At 63.4% G+C, this 21,669-nt stretch carries 17 protein-coding genes; 8 read left to right on the top strand and 9 right to left on the bottom strand.

Features of this window, described 5'->3' with window-relative positions:
* Positions 1–8: 8 nt before the first annotated feature.
* From E3T37_RS13460 to E3T37_RS13430, 7 genes are all read right to left on the bottom strand, one after another.
* Complete coding sequence (locus E3T37_RS13460; protein ID WP_134367627.1) at positions 9–3,404, bottom strand: DEAD/DEAH box helicase family protein; 3,396 nt, start codon at positions 3,402–3,404, stop codon at positions 9–11.
* Positions 3,405–3,625: 221 nt separating this feature from the next.
* Entirely contained in the window at positions 3,626–4,804 is a 1,179-nt protein-coding gene (locus E3T37_RS13455; protein WP_134367625.1) for a restriction endonuclease subunit S, read from the bottom strand.
* A complete protein-coding gene (locus E3T37_RS13450) occupies positions 4,801–6,321 on the bottom strand; it encodes a class I SAM-dependent DNA methyltransferase (protein ID WP_134367623.1) in 1,521 nt (506 codons plus the stop codon). The genes E3T37_RS13455 and E3T37_RS13450 overlap by 4 nt, the downstream gene beginning before the upstream one ends.
* A 129-nt stretch (positions 6,322–6,450) precedes the next feature.
* On the bottom strand, positions 6,451–8,496 hold the full coding sequence (locus tag E3T37_RS13445) for an N-6 DNA methylase (protein ID WP_134367621.1): 2,046 nt from the start codon (positions 8,494–8,496) through the stop codon (positions 6,451–6,453).
* Positions 8,493–9,092 (bottom strand): NYN domain-containing protein, encoded by a 600-nt coding sequence (locus tag E3T37_RS13440; protein WP_134367619.1) that lies wholly within the window; start codon positions 9,090–9,092, stop codon positions 8,493–8,495. The genes E3T37_RS13445 and E3T37_RS13440 overlap by 4 nt, the downstream gene beginning before the upstream one ends.
* Positions 9,093–10,580: 1,488 nt before the next feature.
* The gene (locus E3T37_RS13435; RefSeq protein WP_134367617.1) at positions 10,581–11,138 is read right to left on the bottom strand and encodes a hypothetical protein; all 558 of its coding nucleotides are present in this window, start codon (positions 11,136–11,138) and stop codon (positions 10,581–10,583) included.
* A 6-nt stretch (positions 11,139–11,144) separates the two neighbouring features.
* Entirely contained in the window at positions 11,145–11,756 is a 612-nt protein-coding gene (locus E3T37_RS13430; RefSeq protein WP_166806113.1) for a helicase associated domain-containing protein, read from the bottom strand.
* A gap of 330 nt (positions 11,757–12,086) precedes the next feature.
* Between E3T37_RS13430 and E3T37_RS13425 the strand changes: the two genes are divergently transcribed.
* The 8 genes from E3T37_RS13425 to E3T37_RS13390 all read left to right on the top strand — a co-directional run bounded on the left by E3T37_RS13425 (position 12,087) and on the right by E3T37_RS13390 (position 20,387).
* On the top strand, positions 12,087–12,392 hold the full coding sequence (locus E3T37_RS13425; protein ID WP_134367613.1) for a hypothetical protein: 306 nt from the start codon (positions 12,087–12,089) through the stop codon (positions 12,390–12,392).
* The gene (locus E3T37_RS13420; RefSeq protein WP_134367611.1) at positions 12,389–12,766 is read left to right on the top strand and encodes a hypothetical protein; all 378 of its coding nucleotides are present in this window, start codon (positions 12,389–12,391) and stop codon (positions 12,764–12,766) included. The genes E3T37_RS13425 and E3T37_RS13420 overlap by 4 nt, the downstream gene beginning before the upstream one ends.
* A 110-nt stretch (positions 12,767–12,876) precedes the next feature.
* Positions 12,877–13,719 carry a metallophosphoesterase gene (locus E3T37_RS13415; protein ID WP_166806112.1) on the top strand — a complete coding sequence of 281 codons (843 nt, stop codon included), beginning with the start codon at positions 12,877–12,879 and terminating at the stop codon, positions 13,717–13,719.
* Positions 13,700–14,044 carry a hypothetical protein gene (locus E3T37_RS13410; protein ID WP_206750642.1) on the top strand — a complete coding sequence of 115 codons (345 nt, stop codon included), beginning with the start codon at positions 13,700–13,702 and terminating at the stop codon, positions 14,042–14,044. The genes E3T37_RS13415 and E3T37_RS13410 overlap by 20 nt, the downstream gene beginning before the upstream one ends.
* A 638-nt stretch (positions 14,045–14,682) precedes the next feature.
* Positions 14,683–15,435, top strand: coding sequence for a TnsA-like heteromeric transposase endonuclease subunit (locus E3T37_RS13405; RefSeq protein WP_166806111.1), 753 nt, complete (start codon positions 14,683–14,685; stop codon positions 15,433–15,435).
* Entirely contained in the window at positions 15,422–17,332 is a 1,911-nt protein-coding gene (locus tag E3T37_RS13400) for a Mu transposase C-terminal domain-containing protein (protein ID WP_134367604.1), read from the top strand. Before E3T37_RS13405 ends, E3T37_RS13400 begins: the two co-directional genes overlap by 14 nt.
* Positions 17,329–18,423: an ATP-binding protein gene (locus E3T37_RS13395; protein ID WP_134367602.1), complete on the top strand. Its 1,095-nt coding sequence runs from the start codon at positions 17,329–17,331 to the stop codon at positions 18,421–18,423. Before E3T37_RS13400 ends, E3T37_RS13395 begins: the two co-directional genes overlap by 4 nt.
* Complete coding sequence (locus E3T37_RS13390; RefSeq protein ID WP_134367600.1) at positions 18,420–20,387, top strand: zinc-ribbon domain-containing protein; 1,968 nt, start codon at positions 18,420–18,422, stop codon at positions 20,385–20,387. The genes E3T37_RS13395 and E3T37_RS13390 overlap by 4 nt, the downstream gene beginning before the upstream one ends.
* 95 nt (positions 20,388–20,482) lie before the next feature.
* Here E3T37_RS13390 and E3T37_RS13385 read toward each other — a convergent pair whose 3' ends face one another.
* Both E3T37_RS13385 and E3T37_RS13380 read right to left on the bottom strand, forming a co-directional pair.
* Positions 20,483–20,599, bottom strand: coding sequence for an MJ0042-type zinc finger domain-containing protein (locus E3T37_RS13385; protein WP_134367599.1), 117 nt, complete (start codon positions 20,597–20,599; stop codon positions 20,483–20,485).
* A gap of 250 nt (positions 20,600–20,849) precedes the next feature.
* A complete protein-coding gene (locus E3T37_RS13380; protein ID WP_134367597.1) occupies positions 20,850–21,449 on the bottom strand; it encodes a hypothetical protein in 600 nt (199 codons plus the stop codon).
* Positions 21,450–21,669 lie beyond the last annotated feature (220 nt).

Below are 21,669 nucleotides of genomic sequence, written 5' to 3'. Positions count from 1 at the left end.
CCTGTTGACTACGAGGCCACGGCGGCGGTCGCCGCGACGCGATTGAGCACGCTCACGAGCTGCGTGACCTGCGCGTCAGTGAAAAGCCCGTCTGGGCCCATTGGTGCGTAGTCGGTGAATGGCGCCTCGTACAGAAGCGCGACCGGCACATCGCCTCGCGCCGTCAACTGGTCGATGACCAGATCGACGAAGGCGTGCTGGTTGCCGGTGAGCGTCGCGTTCGCGACGAAGGCGCTGAGAGCTTCGGATGCCGCAGCGCGGTCCATCCCGACCACCGAACGGATCAGCAGTCCCAGGCCATGGGCCTCAGTGGCCCCAGCCGCGATCTCCTCGGCCGAGAACCCTCCGGTGTCGGTCAGGATGCGTTCCAGCTCTTTCAAGTCAAGGCCGGTGAGCTGCCGGCCGGCACGCAGCTTGTGCAGCACCACCTGGTCGGCGTGCTCGCGAAGGAACGCCAACAGCTTCTCCCGGAACCGCTCCCGGTCGACCCCCGGCGTGAAGATCTCTGGATCGATGGGCACGAGTTCGCCAAGGGTGTCCTCGAAGTCGACGTAGACGATCGCCTGCTTCGTCCGGTCGATCAGGCGGACAAGGCCACGCAAACGGAGGCGCATCACTTCCAGCAACGGAAGGGTCACGCCCTCCCACCAGTCTTCCCCGGCGATTGCATAGATCAGTTCAAGGTGTTTCTGCACGGCGGGCACGTTGTGCTGGTCGGCCAGGGCGTCGGCGATCGCCCGGATGCGACTCTTCGCTGCCGCGTAAGCGGCCGCATAGTTCGGGTCTGCCTCAACCACTCCCAGCTGGGTGCGCAGGGCGAGAAGGTCGAAGCGGCGGGCTTCCTCGTCGGCGTCCGTGGCGTCCACACTAGAGGGCAGACCAGCGAGGTGCTCGGCCGCGGCGTCGAGGTCCTGAACCGACGGTTTCGCCCATGCGGCGGCATCCGCGAAATGTTCGACCGCGCTCAGATGTCGGCGCACCAGGAAGTTGTGCTGATTCATGCCCGCGACGGTCGCGTGCAGGCCAGTAGCGAGCGAACCGCGGAGCTCGACGAGGCCAGCGTCAACGGAGCCGAGCCGGTCGAGCGCGCCCAGGAGCGATACCCGGGCTTGGAACAGGCGGTGCCGCAGAGGTTCAGTGGCCGACGCACTGCTATTCGGCAGCTCCTGGTTGAAATAGTCGATGTTGCCGCAGACGTCGAAGATGACGAAGTCCTGCTTGGGCGCATCCGGCCCATAGAGGTCAGGCCGAAGCCGCGTGCCGCGGCCGATCATCTGCCAGTACTTCGTCTTCGAGTACACCGGCTTGAAGAAGACCAGGTTGACGACATCGGGCACGTCGATGCCGGTGTCGAGCATGTCAACTGAAATCGCGATCTGTGGGCTCTTCTCCGACTGCGAGAAGTTGTCGATCACGCTCTGCGCGAAGGTAGTTTTGTAGGTCACAACCTGAGCGAAGTGACCCTTGAACTCGGGGTAGTTCAGGTCGAAGCGTTCGGCGATGAACTCTGCATGCTGGTTGTTCTTGGCGAACACGATGGTCTTGCCGAGTTTGTCCCCGCCGGCCACCCGTCGCCCCTCGGTCATCAGAACCTCGAGCACCTTGTCCACGGTGTCCGCGTTAAAGAGCCATTTGTTCACAGCGGCCGCGCCAATCTCGTCGGGTACCAGACCCTCGTCCCAGTCGAGCAGGTCCCACTGTTCCTGTTCCTCCACGGTGAGGTCGGCGTAGCGGATGCCTCGGGCCATGAACCCGAGGGCGATCGGCCGCCCGACCGGGGGCACCAGATATTTGTCCTTGATGGCTTCGCCGAGTTCGTAGGAGTCGGTCGGCACGCCGTCTTCGAGGTTGAACAGGCCGTAGGTGTTGTGGTCGACCTCGTCCTTGGGCGTGGCGGTGAGACCAACGAGCAGGGAGTCGAAATAGCCGAAGATCTCGCCGTACTTCTGGTAGACCGACCGGTGAGCTTCGTCGATGATGATGAGGTCGAAGTAGCCGGGACCAAAGCGCCGCAGCTCGTCGCCGCCCTGGTCAATCAACCCCATCATGGTGCCGTAGGTGGAGACGAACACGCGCCCCTCGGTGTCCTTCTCGGTGAGCAGGTTCACCGGCGCCGTCTCGGGCAGGAACTCCTTGAACGCGTTCGTGGCCTGGTTGACGAGCGCTTTCCGATCAGCGAGGAAGAGCACCCGCTTCGCCCAGTTCGCCCGCATGAGCACGTCAACGAGCGCGATCACCGTGCGGGTCTTACCGCTGCCGGTTGCCATCACGAGCAACGCCTTGCGCTCATTGGCCGACTCGAAGCTCTCGGCGATTCTCGTCACGGCCCGGGTCTGGTAGTACCGGCCTACGATGCTCTTCTTCGTCTCGACCGAGGCTAGCGGCAGCCGCGAGATCCGGCGCTGCACGAGCAGCGCTAGCTGATCGCGCGTGTAGAAGCCGGCGACCGGACGCGCCGGGTAGCGCAGATCGTCCCAGATAAAATGGTCGAACCCATTCGTGTAGAAAATCACCGGGCGCTGCCCGAACTGCGCCTCAAGGGCGTTCGCATAGAGAAGAGCCTGCTGCTTACCAGCCGCCGCGGTCTGGGCAGAGCGCTTCGCCTCAACCAACGCCAGCGGCAGCCCGTTGTCACCCCAGAGCACATAGTCCACGAAACCCGTGCCGCTGGGCGTAGGCATACCAGTGACCGGGAACTCACGATCGCGTTTGTCTGCCAGCGCCCAACCGGCCTCCCGCAGTAGCAGATCGATGTACTCCGCCCGGGTAACAGCCTCGAGGTAGTCGTGGGTGTCGGGCACGGTCGAGTTGGCGAGTTTCGCTGCCGCCACCTGCGCCCGCAGTTCGGCGAGCTCGGCCACGAGCGCGTCATTGTTGGCCGCAGCCTCGGCAAGGGCTTTGTCTTTCGCAGCATTTGCTGCGGCGAGTTGCGCCAGCTGCGCCTGGGTCTGGGCGGCGGCCCCCGGTTGTGGCTTCGGGATCGATGCCGCGTCGAACGGCATACCGCCGGCCGGCCGCTGCCCGGGGCTCGCCGCATAACGTGTGGCCAGCCAAATGAGCACATGAAAAAGTTCGCGCACCACCGGCAGGCTGTCGCTGTCCCGCACCGAGGCCGCGCCATGCACGGCACGGTTACCCTGCAAACGGATCAGGTTCATCTTCGTGTGAATGCCCGGGCCCACGAGAGCCTTGAAGGTGGGTTCGAAAAGAAGGCTCGAGAGATCGTCCTTGTACGGCCGAGTGAGGGTGGAATCGGCCGTGTAGAGCCACTGCACCGTGAGTTCAAGGGCGCGACGCGCGCGGAACATGGACGCACGCGGATCGCCGAATGTGTAGTGCTCGGCCCCGCGCGCCTCATCGCCGATCTCGGCCCACCCCGCCCGGACGAATTCGAAATTACTCACTGCACGCTCCCCCATTTCACATTCTGACGCTGACTCTATCGGTCGCAGGTAATGCGACGACTGACTGGGTCACTCCAATGACACTTCGTCGACCTCGACGACCTCGCACGAGTGCTAGGTCTGCTGGCAGACTACGAGCGGATAGCCAGATCGGGCCGCATCAGCATGTAGTTGAGCCAGGCCCACAAACTCAACGACCGGTCAGAAAGGCGATTGGAAGTCTAAAGTTCGCCTAGGCAAGCGCGGTCTTGCAGAGAAGCGAAGAGCCCATCGAGCGCGTCTAGTTCTCGCGCCATACTGTCGCGAGCTCCGTCAATTTCCTCAGTTCGCCTTGTGAAGAGTCGTTGAGCGTCTCGACTCGGGATCGAACTTCTGAAACGGGCAACATTGGATTGGGAGATATTCCTTACCCCGCTCGAGCCACTCGCTTCAGTCTCCACAAAGCTTCTGAAGTCAGTCTGCCTGAACAGCGCGTGGAGAAAAGGCTTGCTCACAAGACTTCCCGCACTTAACTCGACCCGCCACAATTTGTCCGGAAGATACATACCATCCGGTGTTTTTAGGGCGAAAACCGACACTCCAATGAGATCAATGCTTCCGCTAGCCCGCGTGAACAGGAGGTCCCCGTCGCACACTCGATGGGATGGTGGCGGACTGTAGCTCAACGGGAGCGACTTAGACGCTGCCGGAACGAAGTGTCCGGTAGAGACCGCGTTGACCTTCAAGACCCGGTTAGAGGAATGCTCGCTCGTTCCAAGTCCCACGACGCTTTTACCTGAGGAGAACCACACGCCGCAATCCTTCAGCGACAAGGGCGTACCTGGTGTAGAAGCACATTCAAGAAAAAGCGAATCTGCAAGCTCATCAAGCAGAGCCAGGGCGCGACGGCGCTTTTCTCGTAGGTTGTCGGCCTGGTCGAGGACGGCCGCGATGCGGCGCTGCTCGGGGACGGGTGGGAGTGGAATTTCAAGCGACCCGAAGTATGAGGCAGGAACTCTCTTCTGGCCTGCACTACCGGTCATACGCGCCTCGCCGGCCCTTCGGACCGCCGGCGAACGTAATACATGAAGTAAGTACCGACTATCGACAAGGTCGGAATCCGGTCGAATTACGTGAAACTCAGTGGATCCGACGCCAGTCTCGTGGTCAAGGACAGCTTGCGCAATCTTTCCGTTCTCGAAACAGGGTGTGATTTTTGCGACTAGCAGATCGCCGTTGATGAAAGTCGTATATCCCCTCTTGACCTCAGAGTAAGGACGACTGATCCCTGAGTTTGTCCATCCGAGCTCGGAGACGTCGGCCATTCCGAGAAATGAAACGGAGTCGATGTCCGCAACGTCGTAAGCAAGACGCGGATTGATTTGAGCGATGTCGCCCACGCGTGCCCTGGCGAAGGTCATTCCCCGACACCCAGTGAATGGCGCAGGACACCCAGACCCGCAGCAATGTCAACTTCGAGCGCGGAAATGTCGCCAAGGATCTCCGATGGAGAACGGTGAAGAACAACATCCTGCTGGACTTCTTTGTAGCGATTGAGGGAGAGGTCGTAGCCCTGGCTCGCAATCTCGGCCTTCGTCACGAGGAAAGACTGGGCCGTTCGGGGGCGATCGCCTTCGATCGCCGGGTCACTGGTTAAGGTCTTCCACCGGAGTAGGACATCGGCCAGATTGTCCTGTTCGTACACAGTCGGATCGAGCTCGGTGCGCTTGTCGTCGAGAGAGAAGCCATCGGCTTGAACATCGTAAAACCAGACGCTTTGGGTTCCTCCAGAACTGGTCTTAGTGAAAAACAAGATTGCTGTAGAGACACCGGTGTAGGGCCGAAAAACTCCGCTTGGGAGCTTCACCACGGCGTCGAGTTTTTGGTCCTCGACGATCATGCGGCGCAGTTCCCTATGTGCATTCGTGGAGCCCGAAAGCACTCCGTCAGGCACGATTACGGCAGCACGGCCGCCGTTCTTTAGAAGCCGCAGGGTGAGGGCGAGGAAGAGGAGTTCAGTTTTCTTGGTCTTGACGACCTGAAGCAGATCCTTGGCGGTGGTTTCGTAGTCGAGGCTGCCGGCGAAGGGCGGGTTGGCGAGGACGAGACTATAGGACTCTGTCTTGGGGTGCGTCTCGGCCAGCGAGTCTGCACGCTCCATGGTGGGATTCTCGACACCATGGAGTAGCAGGTTCATGCTGCCAATGCGGGCCATGGCGGCGTCGGAGTCGTAGCCGGTGAACGCCTCCTGGTTGTAGTGGTCGCGCTGGGCTTTGTCCGCCCAGATTTCCGGGTGGTGATCGTGCAGGTATTCGCCGGCCATCATCAGGAATCCGGCGGTGCCGGCGGCGGGGTCGATGATGGTGTCATCGGGGGTGGGCGCGGACATGTCGACCATGAGCTTGATGATGTGGCGCGGAGTGCGGAACTGGCCATTCGTGCCGGCGGTCGCCAGTTGGGACAACATGTACTCGTAGACGTCGCCCTTCGTATCACGGTCGTCCATGGGGATGTCGTTTAGAAGATCAACAACCTTCACCAGAAGGGCCGCCGTAGGAATAGTGAAGCGGGCGTCCTTCATGTTGCGGGCGTAGCTCGAGCCTGCCTTGCCGAGTTGCTGCAGGAACGGGAAGACGTGCTGGCCCAGGATTTCAAACATTTCGGTGGAGTCGCGGTTGGCGAAGACTGACCAGCGCAGGTCGTTGTAAGGGCGGGGTGTGCGGGCTGCGTCATCGTCACCCTCCGGGAACACGCGGTTCTCGATGGCGACGCCCAGGCGGTTGGCCTTGTTTTCTTCCTTGGTGTGCAGCTCGTCGAGCCGCTTGATGAAGAGCAGGTAGGTGATCTGCTCGATAATCTCGACCGGGTTGGCGATGCCGCCGGTCCAGAATGCCTTCCAGACCTTGTCGATCTGTGACTTCAGTTCCCCAGTTACCACTGTGCGGTGCTCCTCTTACTGAAACGTGTGTTGTGTGTCCGGCCGGTGTTGCTCGACGGCGACGCTGTCGAGTCTTGCAGAGTATCGGCGGCCGCCGACGTCGGGTCGGCGGCCACCTGGACCCGCACGTCACTCATTCGAGTCCCCCGCCGCTAGCCTGCCGGACATGATTGCCTCGCGGAGCGCGCGCGCGCCATCCTCGCTCGCCTGAGCCAGCTGAGCGGCAATCTGATTGGCATCGGCCAGTTGTCTGATCACAGCCGACAGACGGGCCTGTTCGTCCAGAGGGAGCAAGGGAACCCGCAGTTTTCCGGCTTCGACTCGGGTGATGACGCCGTCGCTAACCAGAGCCTGATTGGATTCCGTGCGAAGCAGTTGGGCGAGGACGTGCGGGTCGAATCGGCCGGCTGGATCGCGGACGAGCTGGACGTTGCTGTCAACGACCAGTCCGGCTTCGGTCAGTACGCGGGTGACGATCTCAGATCCAACGACAGCGACCGCGACGTCACCGGATTTCGTGCGCAGGTCGCTGGACTCGCTCGGCAGCGTCTTGACGTTACGTTCCGCGATCTCCCCCGTGCGTACGGATTTCGGTGTGATCATGCGTACCGGGTGGCCTTCGCCTTCGGAGGTGCTGGTCAAGAACGATCGGACGACCTCAAGGAGTGAGTCGAGCGGGTGCAGTTCAGCTGGGTGTTCGCGTTCGACAAGTTGAATCGGCGCATGCCGGAGTGTGGATATTTCTGCTTGAGCAGTGGCGAAGGCTGATTCCGCCGTTGCGAGGGAGATCCGGAGGCCACCGAGGTCGACCGGGCGTTTCGCGATGAGCCATGCCCGTGGGGTCCGCGGCGCACCGAGTTCGGCGAGTTCACGCACCGGCACGGCCACTGCGTTCGAGTTCAGAACCAACCGGTCCTCGCGCCAATTCCGAACGATGATGTTCATGTCATCAACCTGGCTAGGGGCTAGGCCGCGGCGACCGTCGACCTCGGCCAGGTCGATCATCAGCACGGGCTCGGTGGCGTCCAGATCGATGCGGTTTCGGAGCACGAGGATCTGGGTGGGGATCGATGTTCGCTGTAGGGCTCGTGCTGGGAGACTGATGACCGCTTCGACCACTCCTGCGAAGAGCATCTCCCTGAACACGTCGGGCGCGTTCCGTTGCGCGGCGAGAGACTTCTCCGTGGTGAGCACGATTGCCGTGCCGCCAGAGTTGGTCGCCCGGAAAGCGAGCTGCGCCCACACGGTCTCGCCTCGATTGGCCTTGGAATGCCCAAAGGGAAGCGGTATCACCGCAGCGAGTTCACTCTCATCCAGTCGTAGGCCGAGGGGGCCATCGATCACCACGGCGTTATAGGAGCCATTCGTCGGATGCAGCAGATCGCTGTGTTCGAGGTCCGCCGAGATCCGCTCCAGGAAGAAACGGCAGGCCACCAACTGCAATGCGTCGTCCGAAATGTCGCGTCCGATCAGGTGGATTTCGGGATGCGCCTCCGCGATTGTCCGCAGGACGTCCCCCGCACCGCACGCGAGATCCGCCACGTCACGGGCTTCGTCGGGGACCAGCCCCGCGATCAGTCGGGCGAGCTGGGGCCCGGTGGAGTGAACGTTGACGTTGTGCCGCGTGCTCTCCGTGGAGAGCGCCAGGAGGTCTTCGGCGACGGCAGCCAGGTCGTCACCGGGTTTGACCTCTGCCGCGAGAGCATCCATCACGTCGGCGGCGGACGGGCCGAGTATGTCGAGTGCGTTCGCAAAGGCCTGTCCGAGGAAGCGCCCGTGGCTGGTCAGCAGAGTGGTCACCTCATCGAGTGACGAGGAGAGGGAGCGCAGGCTGGCTGCCCGGCCCGGGCTCTCGTCTCGCAGCACTTTCACTGCGCACAGCACCGGGAGAACGACATCGACGTAATTGTCAGCACTGATACGACCGCGCAGCATGTTCACAAGTACGTAGGCGGGCCGGTCTGACCGCGTCCTGGACTTGCCCGGGGCGTGCAGGGTCAGCCAGTCCTCGACGTCGGCGAGGCGAAAGAGAGGCCTGGACGTGTTCGCGGTGACCGGTTCGGGGAAGCCGAGATCACGGGCCCGCCAGTTGCTGACGGTGGAGGCGCTCACGCCGGCGAGGCGGGCGACTTCCGCGGGTCCGATCGTGGGCTCAACGGGGGCGTTGGTCATCATGCTGCTTCCTTGTACTGAGCGGTGAGTTCAAAAGTAATAGTGGCGGTGGCTGCCATACGCAGTCGCGCCGCCAGGCTTTGCGGGCGGGAGATCACGGTGACGATGACTCCGGCACCGGCGAGTTCGGCAACGGCCGGGGTGAAGATCGCGTCACCCGAGGCGAGGTTGACCCGATTGAACCGACGGGCAACGTTCTCCTCGGTGAGGACGTTCAGGAGGGCGAGGTCTGCACCGTTGACCCCCAGTTTCACGAGCCGGCGGCAGTTGATCGTGGTCAACTCGACCAGGCCGTCGACAGTCCCGACGGCGATCACGATGTGGTCGAGCGGCCCGATCGCAACCCGGGACGCGTATTCACGGAACCATTCGGCGATTTCGTCCGCAGTGACCCGGGGCGTGCCGAGTTGATTCTCGATGTCGATCACGTGCAGCGTGCGCTGCGGCGGGTTCTGCTTCTGGCTGTGGATCATGTTAAGCCCCTCTCCGAACTTGCTGGTGTGAATACATTCACAATGACAGATGGTGGGCAGTGTTGTCAAGTGTGAATATGTTTTCATCGACGCGAGCTGAATGGATCTCTGCTGCTCGCCGGTCAAGGCGCGATCCCGGGCAGGGACAGATGGCGATTCCCCGTCATCCAGATGGACGGTCGACGCCGACGCCCGTCGGGCCGCCCGCGACGCGACGGCGGCGCTGGAACTGCCCGAACCCGGCGGTCAGCAGCCGCCGCACGCTCCGGGGTCGCCAGCCTCGGGCGCGCTCGAGGTCCGGTTCTCGCACTCCACCACGGGCGCCGAAACGGACTCGGATTCATGGGAGTGAACCGCTGTGGTCGGCGCCGCGGACCGCTGGCGCGCCGGTAACGTTGTATTACGTCAAGGACCCCGGCCGGGGTTCGGGACCTTACCGCGGAGCGTGCCTCCGCCCGCACGCTGACCCGCGCTGTTTCTCTCCCCGACCCTGACGTCGCCGCTGGATCTGCCGACGGTGGGCAGGACCAGATGGACGACGCCGTCCGCCGACGACACCCGATAGTCGTCGTAAAGGTCCCGCCGAGACGGGAGCCAGGACCAAATGTACGAAGAACAAGGCCAGGAAGGCACACCCTTCGTCCATCCAGTCCGGCCACACCACCTCAAAACCGGACCAAAAGTACGAAGAGCATGACCCGGAAAGCCCCGCCCTCGTACATCCGATCCAGCCACACACCCCGACCCCGGACCAAAGGTACGAAAAACCCGACCCGGAACGCTGTAGATCGTACTTCTGGTCTTGCCGGGACGGGAGACCGGACCAAATGTACGAAGAAGAGGGGCCGGAAAGCCCCGCCCTCGTACGTCCGGTCCGGCCACACACCCCGACCCCGGACCAAAAGTACGAAAAACACGACCGGAAGGCCCCACCCTCGTACATCCGGTCCCGCAACACACCCGAACCCGGCCCCGGCCCCGGCCCCGGCCCAAAAGTACGAAAAACACGACTCGGACCGTCCCACCCTCGTACATCCGGTCCGGCAGACAGCCTCGACCCAGGCAGGGTTGGCAGGGGGGTGCGCTCAGTCCGCGTTTTCGCTCGACGCTGGGCGCCAGCATGCTGGTCGCCGATCCGGTGGTCAGTTGCCGCCCCGAGTGACGGGCCCCGTGCGGTCTATCGATCCCACGTCGCCCGATCCTGTCGCGCCGCATTGAGGACAGGTCTAAGTTCCCCGATTCGCATCAGCTTCGCGGCGGAACGACCCACGAATCGCCGGATGGCCGCGGTGAGCCACAGGGCGTCGCCCCACGGATTATCCAGCCCCGGGTCCAACACGGCCAACACCTCGCGGAGCCCCGTCAAGAGCTCTGCTGAGGCGTTGAACTGAAAACTCGCCGGCATTCGACGCCCTATCCAATTCCTCCGTCGATATGTCGAGCAGTTGCATCAGGCTCGCGCCGTCGCGGAAAGGTCCAACGGTCGACTCCCACGTGACTTGAGTGTGTGTTCCCGCTGCCGAAGAGCGACGTCCCAGCTTTGGGTTCTCGACGTAGTCGCCTCGGGCGCGGAACCCGTGGGCTCCTCCGCCCGGTGAGGCGGGTCGCTGCTGGTCACCACAAGGCTTCCATGGTCAGCGTCGCGGCGGCCAGGACCGCCTCGGGCTCCAGCAGGTGATCGACCGGCCGATCCTCCTGAACGAACGATGTGCTGGGGCCGAACATCCACAGTGTCAGATCGTCGCTCGACCACCCGTTGGCGTGTGCCAACTCGAGCAACGGCGCGATCACGGGCAGGACCGTCTCGTGGTCGAATTGGAAGCCCGGGTATAGGTAGGAGTTCCCCCGGCGCACGCCGATGATCTTGCGGGCCTTGCGTTGCGCAGCCACCCAGCTCGGACCAGCTGAGGTGACACCCAGCATCTCGATAACTTCACCGTTGGTCAGGAGACCGAACTCTTCCTCGAACCGCCGCCACGCCTCTGCCGTTGCACGTATGGCCCGAGCGAGCTGCGGCGAAGGCGCCGCCGCTCCGGCCGAGCGAGTCTCGTCCGAACGGTGCTGTGACCCGCTCGCGGCGCGCCCGTCGCCGTTAAGATTATTCGTCATAGTCTGATCCTGCACCGGGTCACCGTCGGCCGGTGGAGAGCAGTCGGAACTGTATTCCGGCACGGGAACTCATCGCTGCTTGGACGGGGCACCCCAGGTCCAGAAGTCCAGACCCGTCAGGATCTCGACCCTGTCTGTGGAGAGAGTGCCGGCCCGGTGGGCCAAGCGCATTTTCGCGGCCCACCCGGCGAGGGCCCGTTCGGACGGGTCTGTGCTGCGAAATTTCGGCGCGTCCCCATGTGTGGCGGTGAAGTCACCATACGCAGCGCAGCTCGCCTGCCAGACGTCCTCCAGCGGATGGAAACTGAACCCGGGGACGCAGAGCAGCCGCCGAACTTGGTAGGTGCAGAGGCGCCCGGCGATGAATGCGCGGCGCTGCGCGCGGACACTGTTAGCGCGCTGTTTTTCCACGGCGGAGATCGCGCCCTCTGGGAGGCGGCGGTTTTCGCGGGGCATGCGGCCTTGACAGCGAACAAAGGCCTCCAGGGCGAACACGTTGCGGATCCAGTTGGCGACGTCTCGAGGGACGCTGTCGGGGATCTCACCGGCGCTGCGGGATTCCATTTCACCGTTGTAGAAGGTCAGCGATCGTCTCTGATCCGCAGTGAGGGTCGAGGGAGGCTGGTGGTGAAGCTGCGCGTAGTCGGCGTGCAGGAGCTCTACGGGGGTCGGTGCGGGCATGGGTCCCTTTCCGACCCGCAAGGCGTGCGGGTCGGAAAGGTCATGCGCGGGACAGCTCCCGCGATGTGTCGGAAGGTGCATTCCTGCACGGACCCGCATGACCGGAATCCCCGGCTAGCGTCCCTGTACCGACCGTTCACTCGAGCAGTCGAGCGACACGGGAGGTTCGCGAATGCGCGATCAAGGCGTGACTGCACAGGGCCTTCCGAGATCGGATTGGGTGCGCTGGCCCGTGGCTACGACACCGACCGTCGACAAGTCAGGTCCTGCCCGCCCAGTCCGGCTGCGCAGCTGCACGGAGGTTGGCTCATGGTCTCGATGAGTACCCTGATGGACCAGGTCACCGGGCAGTTCAGGATCCGAACCCGGTCCGGCTCAACCTACTGGCTTGATCTCGACCGACACGAGATGTGCCGAATTCCAGCGGCGGATCATCCCGCGCGGGTCCACAGTCTGCGCCGTGATCGTTCCACCGTCCGTTTGCTGAGGGTTGTGGAGTGCTCGGTCGGCCGTTCCATGCAGCTGCTCATTGACCTGGCCGTTCCGGGTGTGGATGCGACGACGCGCCGCAGCACGCCGGTGACTGCGATCGAGCGCATTACCCCCGTTCTCGACAGCGACCGGGGTGAAGCATGATCCGCAGACAAGCGCCGTCCGATGGGGTGCCCGGCTCGTCGGGCGTCACCCGGCTGACCACAGAGCACGGCTCGGTCCTTCTCATCGACGGCGATCTGCGCGCCTACCGGCGGGCCCCGGGCCCGGCGGCTCGCCAGCTTCCCGGTGACCACGAGTGGTTGAGCTTTTCCGGGATCGGTCCGGTCGAGATCGGCAGCCCCCTGACCCTCGTGTCCGCCAGCCAGGTCACTGGCCGCTATGTCAGCTCCCCCCTTGTGACCATCGAGCCGGTGCGTCCCGCGCGGGAGCTCAGCGCCGCCGAGATCGAATCCGTGCGATTCGTCGGCGGCTACATCAACTACGGCGCCATCCCGCAGATCAGGTTCGAACCATGAGCACCGGCAAGCAGAGTCCTCCGGCTGACGACCCGCGCAGCGATCTGAAGCCACACCGTCAAACGCACCGCCCGGCCCCCTTTTCCTCGTCACCGTCCTACGACGTGCAGATGCTGTCGCAATCGACCCGGATCGGAATCATGGGAGACCTCCACGGGGACATCGAGCACGCCCTGCAGGCTTTCCGGGCTTTCGCGGACCGCGGCGTGCACGTCGTCGTGCAGTTGGGTGATTGGGGCATCCTGTGGCCTGGCAGGAATTGGCGGATCGACCTCAACAAGATCTCGCGCGCCCTGGCCCGGCATCAGATGACCATGTTCTTCCTGGACGGCAATCACGACTGGCACCCCAAACTCGCGGCATATCCGGTCGACCCGGACGGCCTGAGATGGATCGCCAACAACGTCGCTCACCTTCCCCGCGGATACCGCGCCCAAATCGGCGAGTTCACCCTGGCCATCCTCGGCGGCGCCAATAGCATCGACCGCGAACTCCGGAAGGAGGGCATTTCGTGGTGGCCCGAGGAACAGATCACTGAAGCGGATCTGCGGCGCCTGGGCAGCGAACGCGCAGATGTTCTAGTCGGACATGAAGCGCCGCTGATGGACGAGCCCGATCTGGAACAGCGCGCCCGGGAACTGGGCTTCTCGACGGACGACATCAGGTACGCAACGGAAAGTCGGGTGATGTTTCGCCGGGCCGTCTTGCAAACCCGCCCCCGGCTGACCCTCGGAGGCCACTACCACCGCTTCCACGACCAGGTGCTGACCGTGCCCGGGGCCGCTTACCCCACCCGCGTCGTCGTGCTCGACATGAACGGCACGAACCGGGTGAACCTGGCGATCCTGGATACCGCCACCCTCGGCCTGGAGTTCCTCTACCGGAACGGTGCCCCCGCCGTGCCGGACACCCACGAACCAGAAAGGACTGATGATGGCCGACCCGGCAGTTGAACCAATCCACGTGAGCGAACTCCGTGGAGATGAAGGTGGCGCGTGGCGGGTCACCACGCGGGACAGCACGCATTTCTTTGACCTGGACCTCGGCACGGTGACGCGTGTCCCCGGCGTCAATGCGCCCCCGACGATCAACGACCGGCCCCGGCCCTTGCGCACAATCGACACCCTCAAAGTCGGTCACCGCGGACGGTGGACCATGCTCACCGATGGCTGGGACGACGACATCGAGTTCTACTGGGCCAGCACTTCAACGGTGGCCGCGATCGAAGCTATCAGCCGGGATGAGCTCCCGGGAGTGGGCGATGCGGTGTCTGACTGAGGGCGCCTTGCGCGCGTCCGACGAAGTGGCCGCACGGTGGGGGCGGGCCGTTCGGTACCAGTCGCTACAGCCCAGACGGACCACGGCGCTGCCCGGGCTGATCGACTGCCGCTGGTGCACGCTGCTGCTGTTCGCTGATTTCCCCCAGCACGAAATCTGCCCACGCAATGTCATCCAGGCGCATCACCACTTCACCCCGCAGGCACCGCAACAGCCGGGCATAACTCGTCCCCGATTTCATCGCGAGCGTCTTCAGCGGAGCTTTCAGATCCGCCCCGGGGCGAGCCGCGAGTGGACCACTCGGGCTGGGCAGCACTGTCCCCTTCGTGATCGCCCTCGCCCGTGCACGAATCCGAACCGCATACATGTGCTGCAGTCGAGCAGCTCGACCCAACGCGGCAGAGCGCTCGTCCGTCGGCGGAATCCAGACCACCTCCCTCGCCTTTCCGAAACTGTCCGGTTCAGCACAGGAAGCACGAGGTTCGTAACGGGGCGCGGTCATGACCCCAAAACTACCCGAAAATGCAGCGCATTCTCGGCATATAAGCATATTTCTCGGCTGTTAATACACTTTCTCGGCGTTTTTGCCTTAGCCCAGATTTCCTGCCGCACACCTAAGTTTCATGAACAAAGACCTGATGAAACTGATCGTTGACGAGTCGCTGCGATTCAGCGGCAACGCCCTGGTGCGGTGGAAACCCACCCCGAAGACGACGCGGGAGGCGCCGGCCGACCGGAGCCTGCTGGGCCGGCATCTCTACCTCGCCGAACCGTTTCGCAAGCCGACGTCGTATCCGCGACAGCGGAACTACTACGGGCTGTACTACTTCTCCCAGACGCAGTCTCATGTCTGGCACGAGTCGCTGAACGAGGCAAACATGATGATGTACCTCGACCACGTCGAGTCGATCACGGCGATCGCCGCTCAGCCGATGGAGATGGTCTTCGCTGACGGCGGCCGGCACGTCCCCGACCTGATGGCACTGCACGCCAACAATCGCCAGGTCGTCTACGACATCAAACCCGCCTCGAAGATCACCTCGAAAGCACTCGAGCAGTTCGCGAAAACGCAGGCCGTGTGCGCGGCCGTGGGTTGGGGTTACCAGGTCCTCGCCGGCCTCCCCGAGCAGGTGCAGGCCAACCTGACCTGGCTCAGCAACTTCACCCATCCCCTATTCAGCCCCGGAGACGACGCCACAACCCGTCTGCTCGCGGATCTCACCGGGCCAACGCGATTCGACGACGCGGCCCAGATTCTGTCGCCAGACTCACTCGCCTCAGGCCGTTCCGCACTCTTCCACCTCCTGTGGCTTCGCGTAGTACACACCGATCTGGCCCAACGAATAGACGGCACCACCCTCATTGAACGGAGCCCCCATGCCCACGCTTGACATCACCGTCCCCATCGAACTCGACGACGGCCAATACGCCTTCATCCAACAGAGCGCCGGCCTGGTCAAAATGCGCTCCACCGCCACGGGCCAGTACGTCACCATGCACCTGGCCGAACTATCCCAACGCGTCGTGGGCCTGGAACCAGCCCCGATCGCCGACGGACGGCTCCTCGGATCGCTCTCCGACACGCAACAGCGACGCACGCTCACCCTGTCCGATCACCTGCGCGAAATCACCACTGGCGAGAATCCCAACGTCAGCAAGCCGCGGGCCCAGTTCGACCCGGAAACCACCACGCAGGAGCAGCGGGTCCAGTCCAAACTCCTCGAGCTCGAAGCGACCGAGTTGAAGATGGCCCGCTCAACACTGATGTCCAAGCTGTCCGCATTCAAAAAGGCCGGCGAAACAGCCCTCATCGACGGCCGCGCCCTGACGGGTAAACACTCCGCAAGTCAGGATCGCAGGCAAGTCATCGAAGCTCTCTGTGACGTCATCGCCGCCCAACGCGGTGAATCAACGGGAACAAACCAGCGGCTGATCCACCTGACCCGGGCCGAGCTCACCCTCCAGTACGGCGCCGACGCGCCGCAGCTGCCGTCGCAGCGAACCATGTACCGGCTGATCGAGAACTACACAAGAAACAAGCACACCACCGGCAGCGCCAAGACTCGCCGCTCCTTGGCAGACCGCCCCGACCGGCCCCACGCCAAACACGTCCAGGTCCTGCCCGGCGCCGAAGTCCAGCTGGACTCCACCCCGTTGGACCTCCTGGTCAAAGTCCCCAACGGAAAGCCGCAACGGCCCACGCTGACGATCATGATCGATGTCGCCACGCGCAGCATCCTCGCCTATTCGTTTCGCCTCGTCGCGACGAAGAGCGTCGACCACGTCGGCCTCATCGCCCAGGCCTTGACCCCGATCCAGAACCAGCCCGACCGCAGCCGGTTCCGCGACATGGTCCAGCTGCAAAACCCCACCTGCACGTTGCTCGGAAGTGACGACCTGGCCCGACTCGCGCACCACCGTCCCTACGTGTACCCGCGCATCCTGGTCATCGACAACGGCAAGGACTTCAAATCGACCCCGACCCTGCGAGCCGCCGAGGCATTCCACATGCGGGTCATCTTCTCCCCGCCGCGCACCCCGACCAGTAAATCGATCGTGGAACGCATGTTTAAAACCATCGGCACGCTGTTCACCCAGTACCTCCCGGGATACGTCGGCCGGGGCGTCGAATTTCGCGGCGAAGACATCGAGAAGCGCGATGACCTCCTGGACATCTACGCCGTGCAGGAACTCTTCCACGACTGGGTCCTCAACGTGTGGCAGAACCTGTCGCACACCTCTCTGCAGGACCCCCTGCATCCCACCGTGCGTTTCTCCCCGAACCAGATGGCTGCCGCCGCCGCGGCAGCCACCGGCACGATCGACATCCCCCTCAGCCGGAACCAGTACCTCGCGCTGCTGCCGTCAACCAAGAAGGCCCTCACCTCCACCGGCCTCCGACACGCGAACCACTTCTACGACTCCGCGGAACTGCACCAGTTCCGCGGCCGGGAGAACTCCATGGTCCTGCACTACGACCCATACAACCCGTCCGCGGTGTGGGCGAAAGCTCCCGACGGCTCATTCATCGAATGCACCATCCGCGACTGGAACGCCCAAAACAGCCCCTTCTTCGCCGCGTTCCAACCCGACAGCACCGAACCCACCGAGGCGGAGACCCGTCTCACCCAACGGGCAGAAGTCGCCCTCGTCGGCGCAACACTCGCCGGCACCCCGCTCCACCAACTCCCCACCCCAGCGCGCCCCGCGCTCATGCCCGCCGACTTCGACGAAGACGACGACGCTGAAGAACTCTCCGAATTCGACCCCGAAGGAAACCTCTCATGACCCTCCTCTTCCACACCGCCGACCGCCCCTCCTCCCTCCACGACCGCGACGGCCTGACCTCGTTCCTGAACCGGAGCATCCCGCGCCCCGAGATGCTCAACGACGCCGAATACTCCTCGATGACCGACACCGCCCGCGCCTCCTACGATCGTTCCCGGGTCGTGTACACCTCCGGGGGAATCGTCATCGCCACCCCGCACGTGACCGAATCCGTCCGGCTCCTCAAGCAGGCCTTCGCCGTGAACGTCGGCCGCAATTCCGGCCACGCCGGCCTCATGCTCAACGGCGACTCCACCGTCGGCAAGACCGAAACAGCCAAGACCCTCATGCGCACCGTCCACTCCCAGTACACGCGGATGTACCCCGACTACGCAGAACACGGCCAACTCCCCGTGGTGTACGTGTCAGTACCCGCCGCCTCAACCGGGAAACTGCTCATGAAGACGTTCGCCGAGTTCCTGGGCCTCCCGGTCACCGGCCGAGAGTCCATGGGCGAAATCCGCCGCCGCGTCGTGCAGGCACTGATCGCTGCCGGAACCCAACTCATCGTCGTCGACGAACTGCAGAACCTCGTCGGTCGCAGCGTCGGCCTCGGCGAATCCGTCGACGTGCTGAAAAACCTGCACAACGAAGTCCCCGCCACCTTCGTCTACGCCGGCTTCGGACTCGCCAACGGGGCCCTCCTCTCCGGCGCCAAAGGCCAGCAGCTCCGGGGCCGCTTCACCATCTTCGACATGGAACGCCTCAACCTCGGCGACGCCGCAGACCGGAAAACCTGGTCCGGCCTCATCGCCGCGTTCGAAAAGAAGCTCCCCCTCCGTCACCAAGAGATCGGGACTCTGCGACTGCTCCGGGACTACCTCTACCTGCGCACCTCCGGGTCCATCGGCAGCCTCGCCAAACTCCTGACCGGGGCGACCATCGAACTGATCACCAACCCCAAATACACCCAGGAGTGCCTCACCGAAGCCGTAATGAACACCGTCAAACTGGACCAGTTCGCCGAAGAGAACTACAAAATCAAAATGGCCGCCCTCAGCAAGGGCAGCAAGGCCCTGCAGTACCCGATGTCCGGGCTGGCCAGCGCATGAACGCCCCGATCCGCGTTCTCCCGTTCGACGTGCGCCCCTTCCACCGCGAAACCCTCGACAGCTACAGCACCCGGCTCCTCGCCGCGAACTTCTGCGACGACACCCACCGGACAACCCTGACCCGCGCATTCGAGACCGGCCGCACCGAAAAGAACCAGCACGACGGATGGATGCGCGCGCTCACCACCATCACGAAACGCGACACCCTGCACCTGGACCCACACACCTCCGCATGGCTCAAAGACGGGTTCACTCCGTGCCGACACTTCATGGACACCCTCCCAAAGCGTTTCGCCTGCACGCACTGCGCCCACGGCGCCATCGTCGAACAGAACCCCCACTTCGATGACATCGTCTGCGCCCGGCACGAGCGCTGGATCGGCCTGTGGAGCCGCGCCAACGACCAGCACCACGCCAGCCCCGAGACCGTCCACGCCCAGGCCGTGTTCGAGAAGCTGCGACGCAAACGCCTCATCGACGTGCGCCTCTACCTCCTCACCACCAAAGCCATCGCCCAGGACCTCCACCCCGACCTGCCCATCGAGCAGGCCGAGCCCCTCGTCTTCCCCGCAGTGATCAGAACCATTCAGGCCATCACTGCTGACACCTTCGCCCGACGATTCTTCGCCACCACCCCGGCCTTCGCCGACGCATACGCCCACCTGGACAGCGTCGTGAGCGCCAGCCTGGGAAACGCGCGCCCGGCGGTGACGCGGGCACTGTGGATCTATCTGCGCCCCACTGTCCTTGCCCTGAGAAACGCGATCACCCTGGACGACCCCTTCCGCCCCGACTGGCACCACGACTACCCGCTCCGGCCGTCGACTGCCCGCTGGCTAACCGCAGTCACCGGTGATCTGGAGCCGATCGATAACTACCTGGCGATCATCGGCGACACCCCCATCACCGCGATGCTCACGATCGCTGATCTGAACGCGCTCTACACCGGCCCCGAGACCACCGTCCCTCGGCCGTTCACGTGCGAGAACGGGCACACGTTCGACTTCCTGCCCCCAGTGACGCTGCCAGGCACGATGACGCCGACGATGTACACCCCTGACTGCGGCCTCTGCACTACCCGCCGAGTCCGGCCGGGCACCAATGACGTCCAAACGATGAGCACGCATGCCGCGGCCCAGTTCGACCTGTACCGCAACGGCGGCCTGACCGCCGCCGACGTCGCCAACAACTCCAGCACCAAGCACTCGTGGACCTGCACAAAAGGCCACAGTCACGACGTCAGCCCATCAAAGAAAACCCTCCCGACCTACAACTGCGCCCTCTGCTCCAACCGAACCACCCGCTCCGGGGAGAACTGCATGGTCACCACTGACCCCTCCGTCGCAGCAATGTGGGCCCAGGGCTGGGCAGAAGACTGCTCCCCCGCCACCCTCGGTGCCGGATCGAATCTGCTCGCCAAATGGAGGTGCACTGCCGGCCACATCTTCCCCGCACGCCCCTGGGAGCTGGTCACCGGAAAGCGCGGTTGCAACGTGTGTGGCCGCGAGCGAACCATTTTGTTTGAGGACAGCCTCGCCTCAACCCACCCTGAGGTAGCCGCCCGCCTGCACCCCACCTTGAACGGCTACCTCACCGCCGAACACGTCACCCACGGCGAGCGTCGAGAAATGTGGTGGCTCTGCGAGACCAACGAGGATCACCCGTACCAAGCTCGGATCGACAAGGTCACCCTCGGACTCGGCTGCAAGTACTGCTGCAGCCGGAAGCTGAGGGTCGGCGACAACGACCTCGGCACCGTCGAACCCGTACTCTCCCTCGAACTCCACCCCTACCTAAACCGCAAAGAGGCCCACGAGATGTTCCCGAGCGACCACAAGCTGTGGTGGAAGTGCATCCTCAACAGGCACGACCACCAGCAGACGACTCAAAACCGCCGCCAGTCCAAAGGGTGCCCCAAATGCGAACCAGCCGACCGGATCCTCGTCTACAGGTTGGCCGCCTAGTCACTGCGAACAGCTGACACCGCTCGCCCGGGGTGAAAGCTAAACAGCCGGATATAGGAGGGGGCGTACCCGGCTTCAGGTACGCCCCCTCCGAACTAGATCGTGATGGTCTTGCCGCAGTGCCCGCAGCGGATTGCTCCGTGCCGGGTGATTACCTGGTTGCGGAATGTGGTGCGGCAGTGCGGGCAGGTGATGTTGAAGCTGGTTGCCATTTCTGGTCCTTTGCGGTGCGCGAAGGCTCCATGTGACTTTCTTCGATCCAGCCTTGCTAGGCTCTAGTTCTTCCGCAAGAAGTCTTCGGCCCCACTTGGTAGATCGACCGCCAAGAGGGGCCGTTCTGGTTTGTACCGGACTTTGTAGCCCGATGGTAAATACTATATATGGTGCCTCCGTCATTTGGACACCACTACATCTTGTGTTTGAGGAAGACGTGGAGCGGCGACGACGCTGATTGAGGTGTCGCTAGCGGGTTTTGCGAAGTTGCCTGGCTATTCCTACCTCGTCGGCATTGAAAAACACGGGGGCGATACCTTTGACCCAGCTCTCCGGCGCGATGACGGCCTCTCCCGTGGCGAATTCCGGACCGTTCGTGGTGAACCACCACTCTGCCGCTTCAATCGGCACCCAAAGCGGTCGTCTACTCACGTGTTGTCGGTACCACTCGGTGCGTTTGTCAAGACGGTCGCCTGTCTTCCATGCCGGTGCAGCCCAAGCCCAGTCCGTCAACTTTGCGAAGTCGTACGGCAAGTTTCGAAGCGAGCTGATTGAGCTCACCTGTACGAGTTCGTGCGTCATCTTGGCCCGCGCGACTAACAAGCCGCCGACGGTTTCACCGCCGAGAAACGATTCGAAATGGGCGTCCTGAGACGCGGTCGACTTGATTTTGTCCAGCTGAAGAGCCCAATACGCCTCAGAGAGATCGTAGACAGCTCCCACGGCCCAGTTGGCCGCGACAGTCACCGCATCTTCATCGGCCGAATGACTGAGCTGTCGCAGGAAAGAACTCACCCATTGGAGGGACCGAAGGCGAATTCGATAGCTTGCGGCGAGGTCAATAGTCATGGTGCTGACGCTATCGAATTCCGCTGTCGCCCCCGGGTCCTGCCAGTCAATTCGCGCACGACCAGATGCGTGAGCCCTAGTGGCCGCAAGCAACGAGCGATCTCGCGTTGGGCCTGAAGGTTGTCAATGGCCAATCCGAACTGCCCACTGGCGGCCAGTAGGAATGCCCGCTGGTGGCCATGAAAACTGCCCACTCATGGCCAACAGATCTGCCCACCTG

The organism is Cryobacterium sp. TMT2-10, assembly GCF_004403075.1.
Lineage (GTDB): Bacteria > Actinomycetota > Actinomycetes > Actinomycetales > Microbacteriaceae > Cryobacterium > Cryobacterium shii.
This window is presented reverse-complemented; position numbering and strand designations above follow the sequence as displayed.

What these genes read in the sequence shown, in the direction of transcription:
- E3T37_RS13455 (WP_134367625.1), bottom strand. Translation starts at nt 4,804, where the DNA reads ATGACCTTCGCCAGGGCACGCGTGGGCGACATCGCTCAAATCAATCCG.
- E3T37_RS13445 (WP_134367621.1), bottom strand. Translation starts at nt 8,496, where the DNA reads ATGATGACCAACGCCCCCGTTGAGCCCACGATCGGACCCGCGGAAGTC.
- E3T37_RS13430 (WP_166806113.1), bottom strand. Translation starts at nt 11,756, where the DNA reads ATGCCCGCACCGACCCCCGTAGAGCTCCTGCACGCCGACTACGCGCAG.
- E3T37_RS13425 (WP_134367613.1), top strand. Translation starts at nt 12,087, where the DNA reads ATGGACCAGGTCACCGGGCAGTTCAGGATCCGAACCCGGTCCGGCTCA.
- E3T37_RS13420 (WP_134367611.1), top strand. Translation starts at nt 12,389, where the DNA reads ATGATCCGCAGACAAGCGCCGTCCGATGGGGTGCCCGGCTCGTCGGGC.
- E3T37_RS13415 (WP_166806112.1), top strand. Translation starts at nt 12,877, where the DNA reads ATGCTGTCGCAATCGACCCGGATCGGAATCATGGGAGACCTCCACGGG.
- E3T37_RS13410 (WP_206750642.1), top strand. Translation starts at nt 13,700, where the DNA reads ATGGCCGACCCGGCAGTTGAACCAATCCACGTGAGCGAACTCCGTGGA.
- E3T37_RS13405 (WP_166806111.1), top strand. Translation starts at nt 14,683, where the DNA reads ATGAAACTGATCGTTGACGAGTCGCTGCGATTCAGCGGCAACGCCCTG.
- E3T37_RS13400 (WP_134367604.1), top strand. Translation starts at nt 15,422, where the DNA reads ATGCCCACGCTTGACATCACCGTCCCCATCGAACTCGACGACGGCCAA.
- E3T37_RS13395 (WP_134367602.1), top strand. Translation starts at nt 17,329, where the DNA reads ATGACCCTCCTCTTCCACACCGCCGACCGCCCCTCCTCCCTCCACGAC.
- E3T37_RS13390 (WP_134367600.1), top strand. Translation starts at nt 18,420, where the DNA reads ATGAACGCCCCGATCCGCGTTCTCCCGTTCGACGTGCGCCCCTTCCAC.
- E3T37_RS13385 (WP_134367599.1), bottom strand. Translation starts at nt 20,599, where the DNA reads ATGGCAACCAGCTTCAACATCACCTGCCCGCACTGCCGCACCACATTC.
- E3T37_RS13380 (WP_134367597.1), bottom strand. Translation starts at nt 21,449, where the DNA reads ATGACTATTGACCTCGCCGCAAGCTATCGAATTCGCCTTCGGTCCCTC.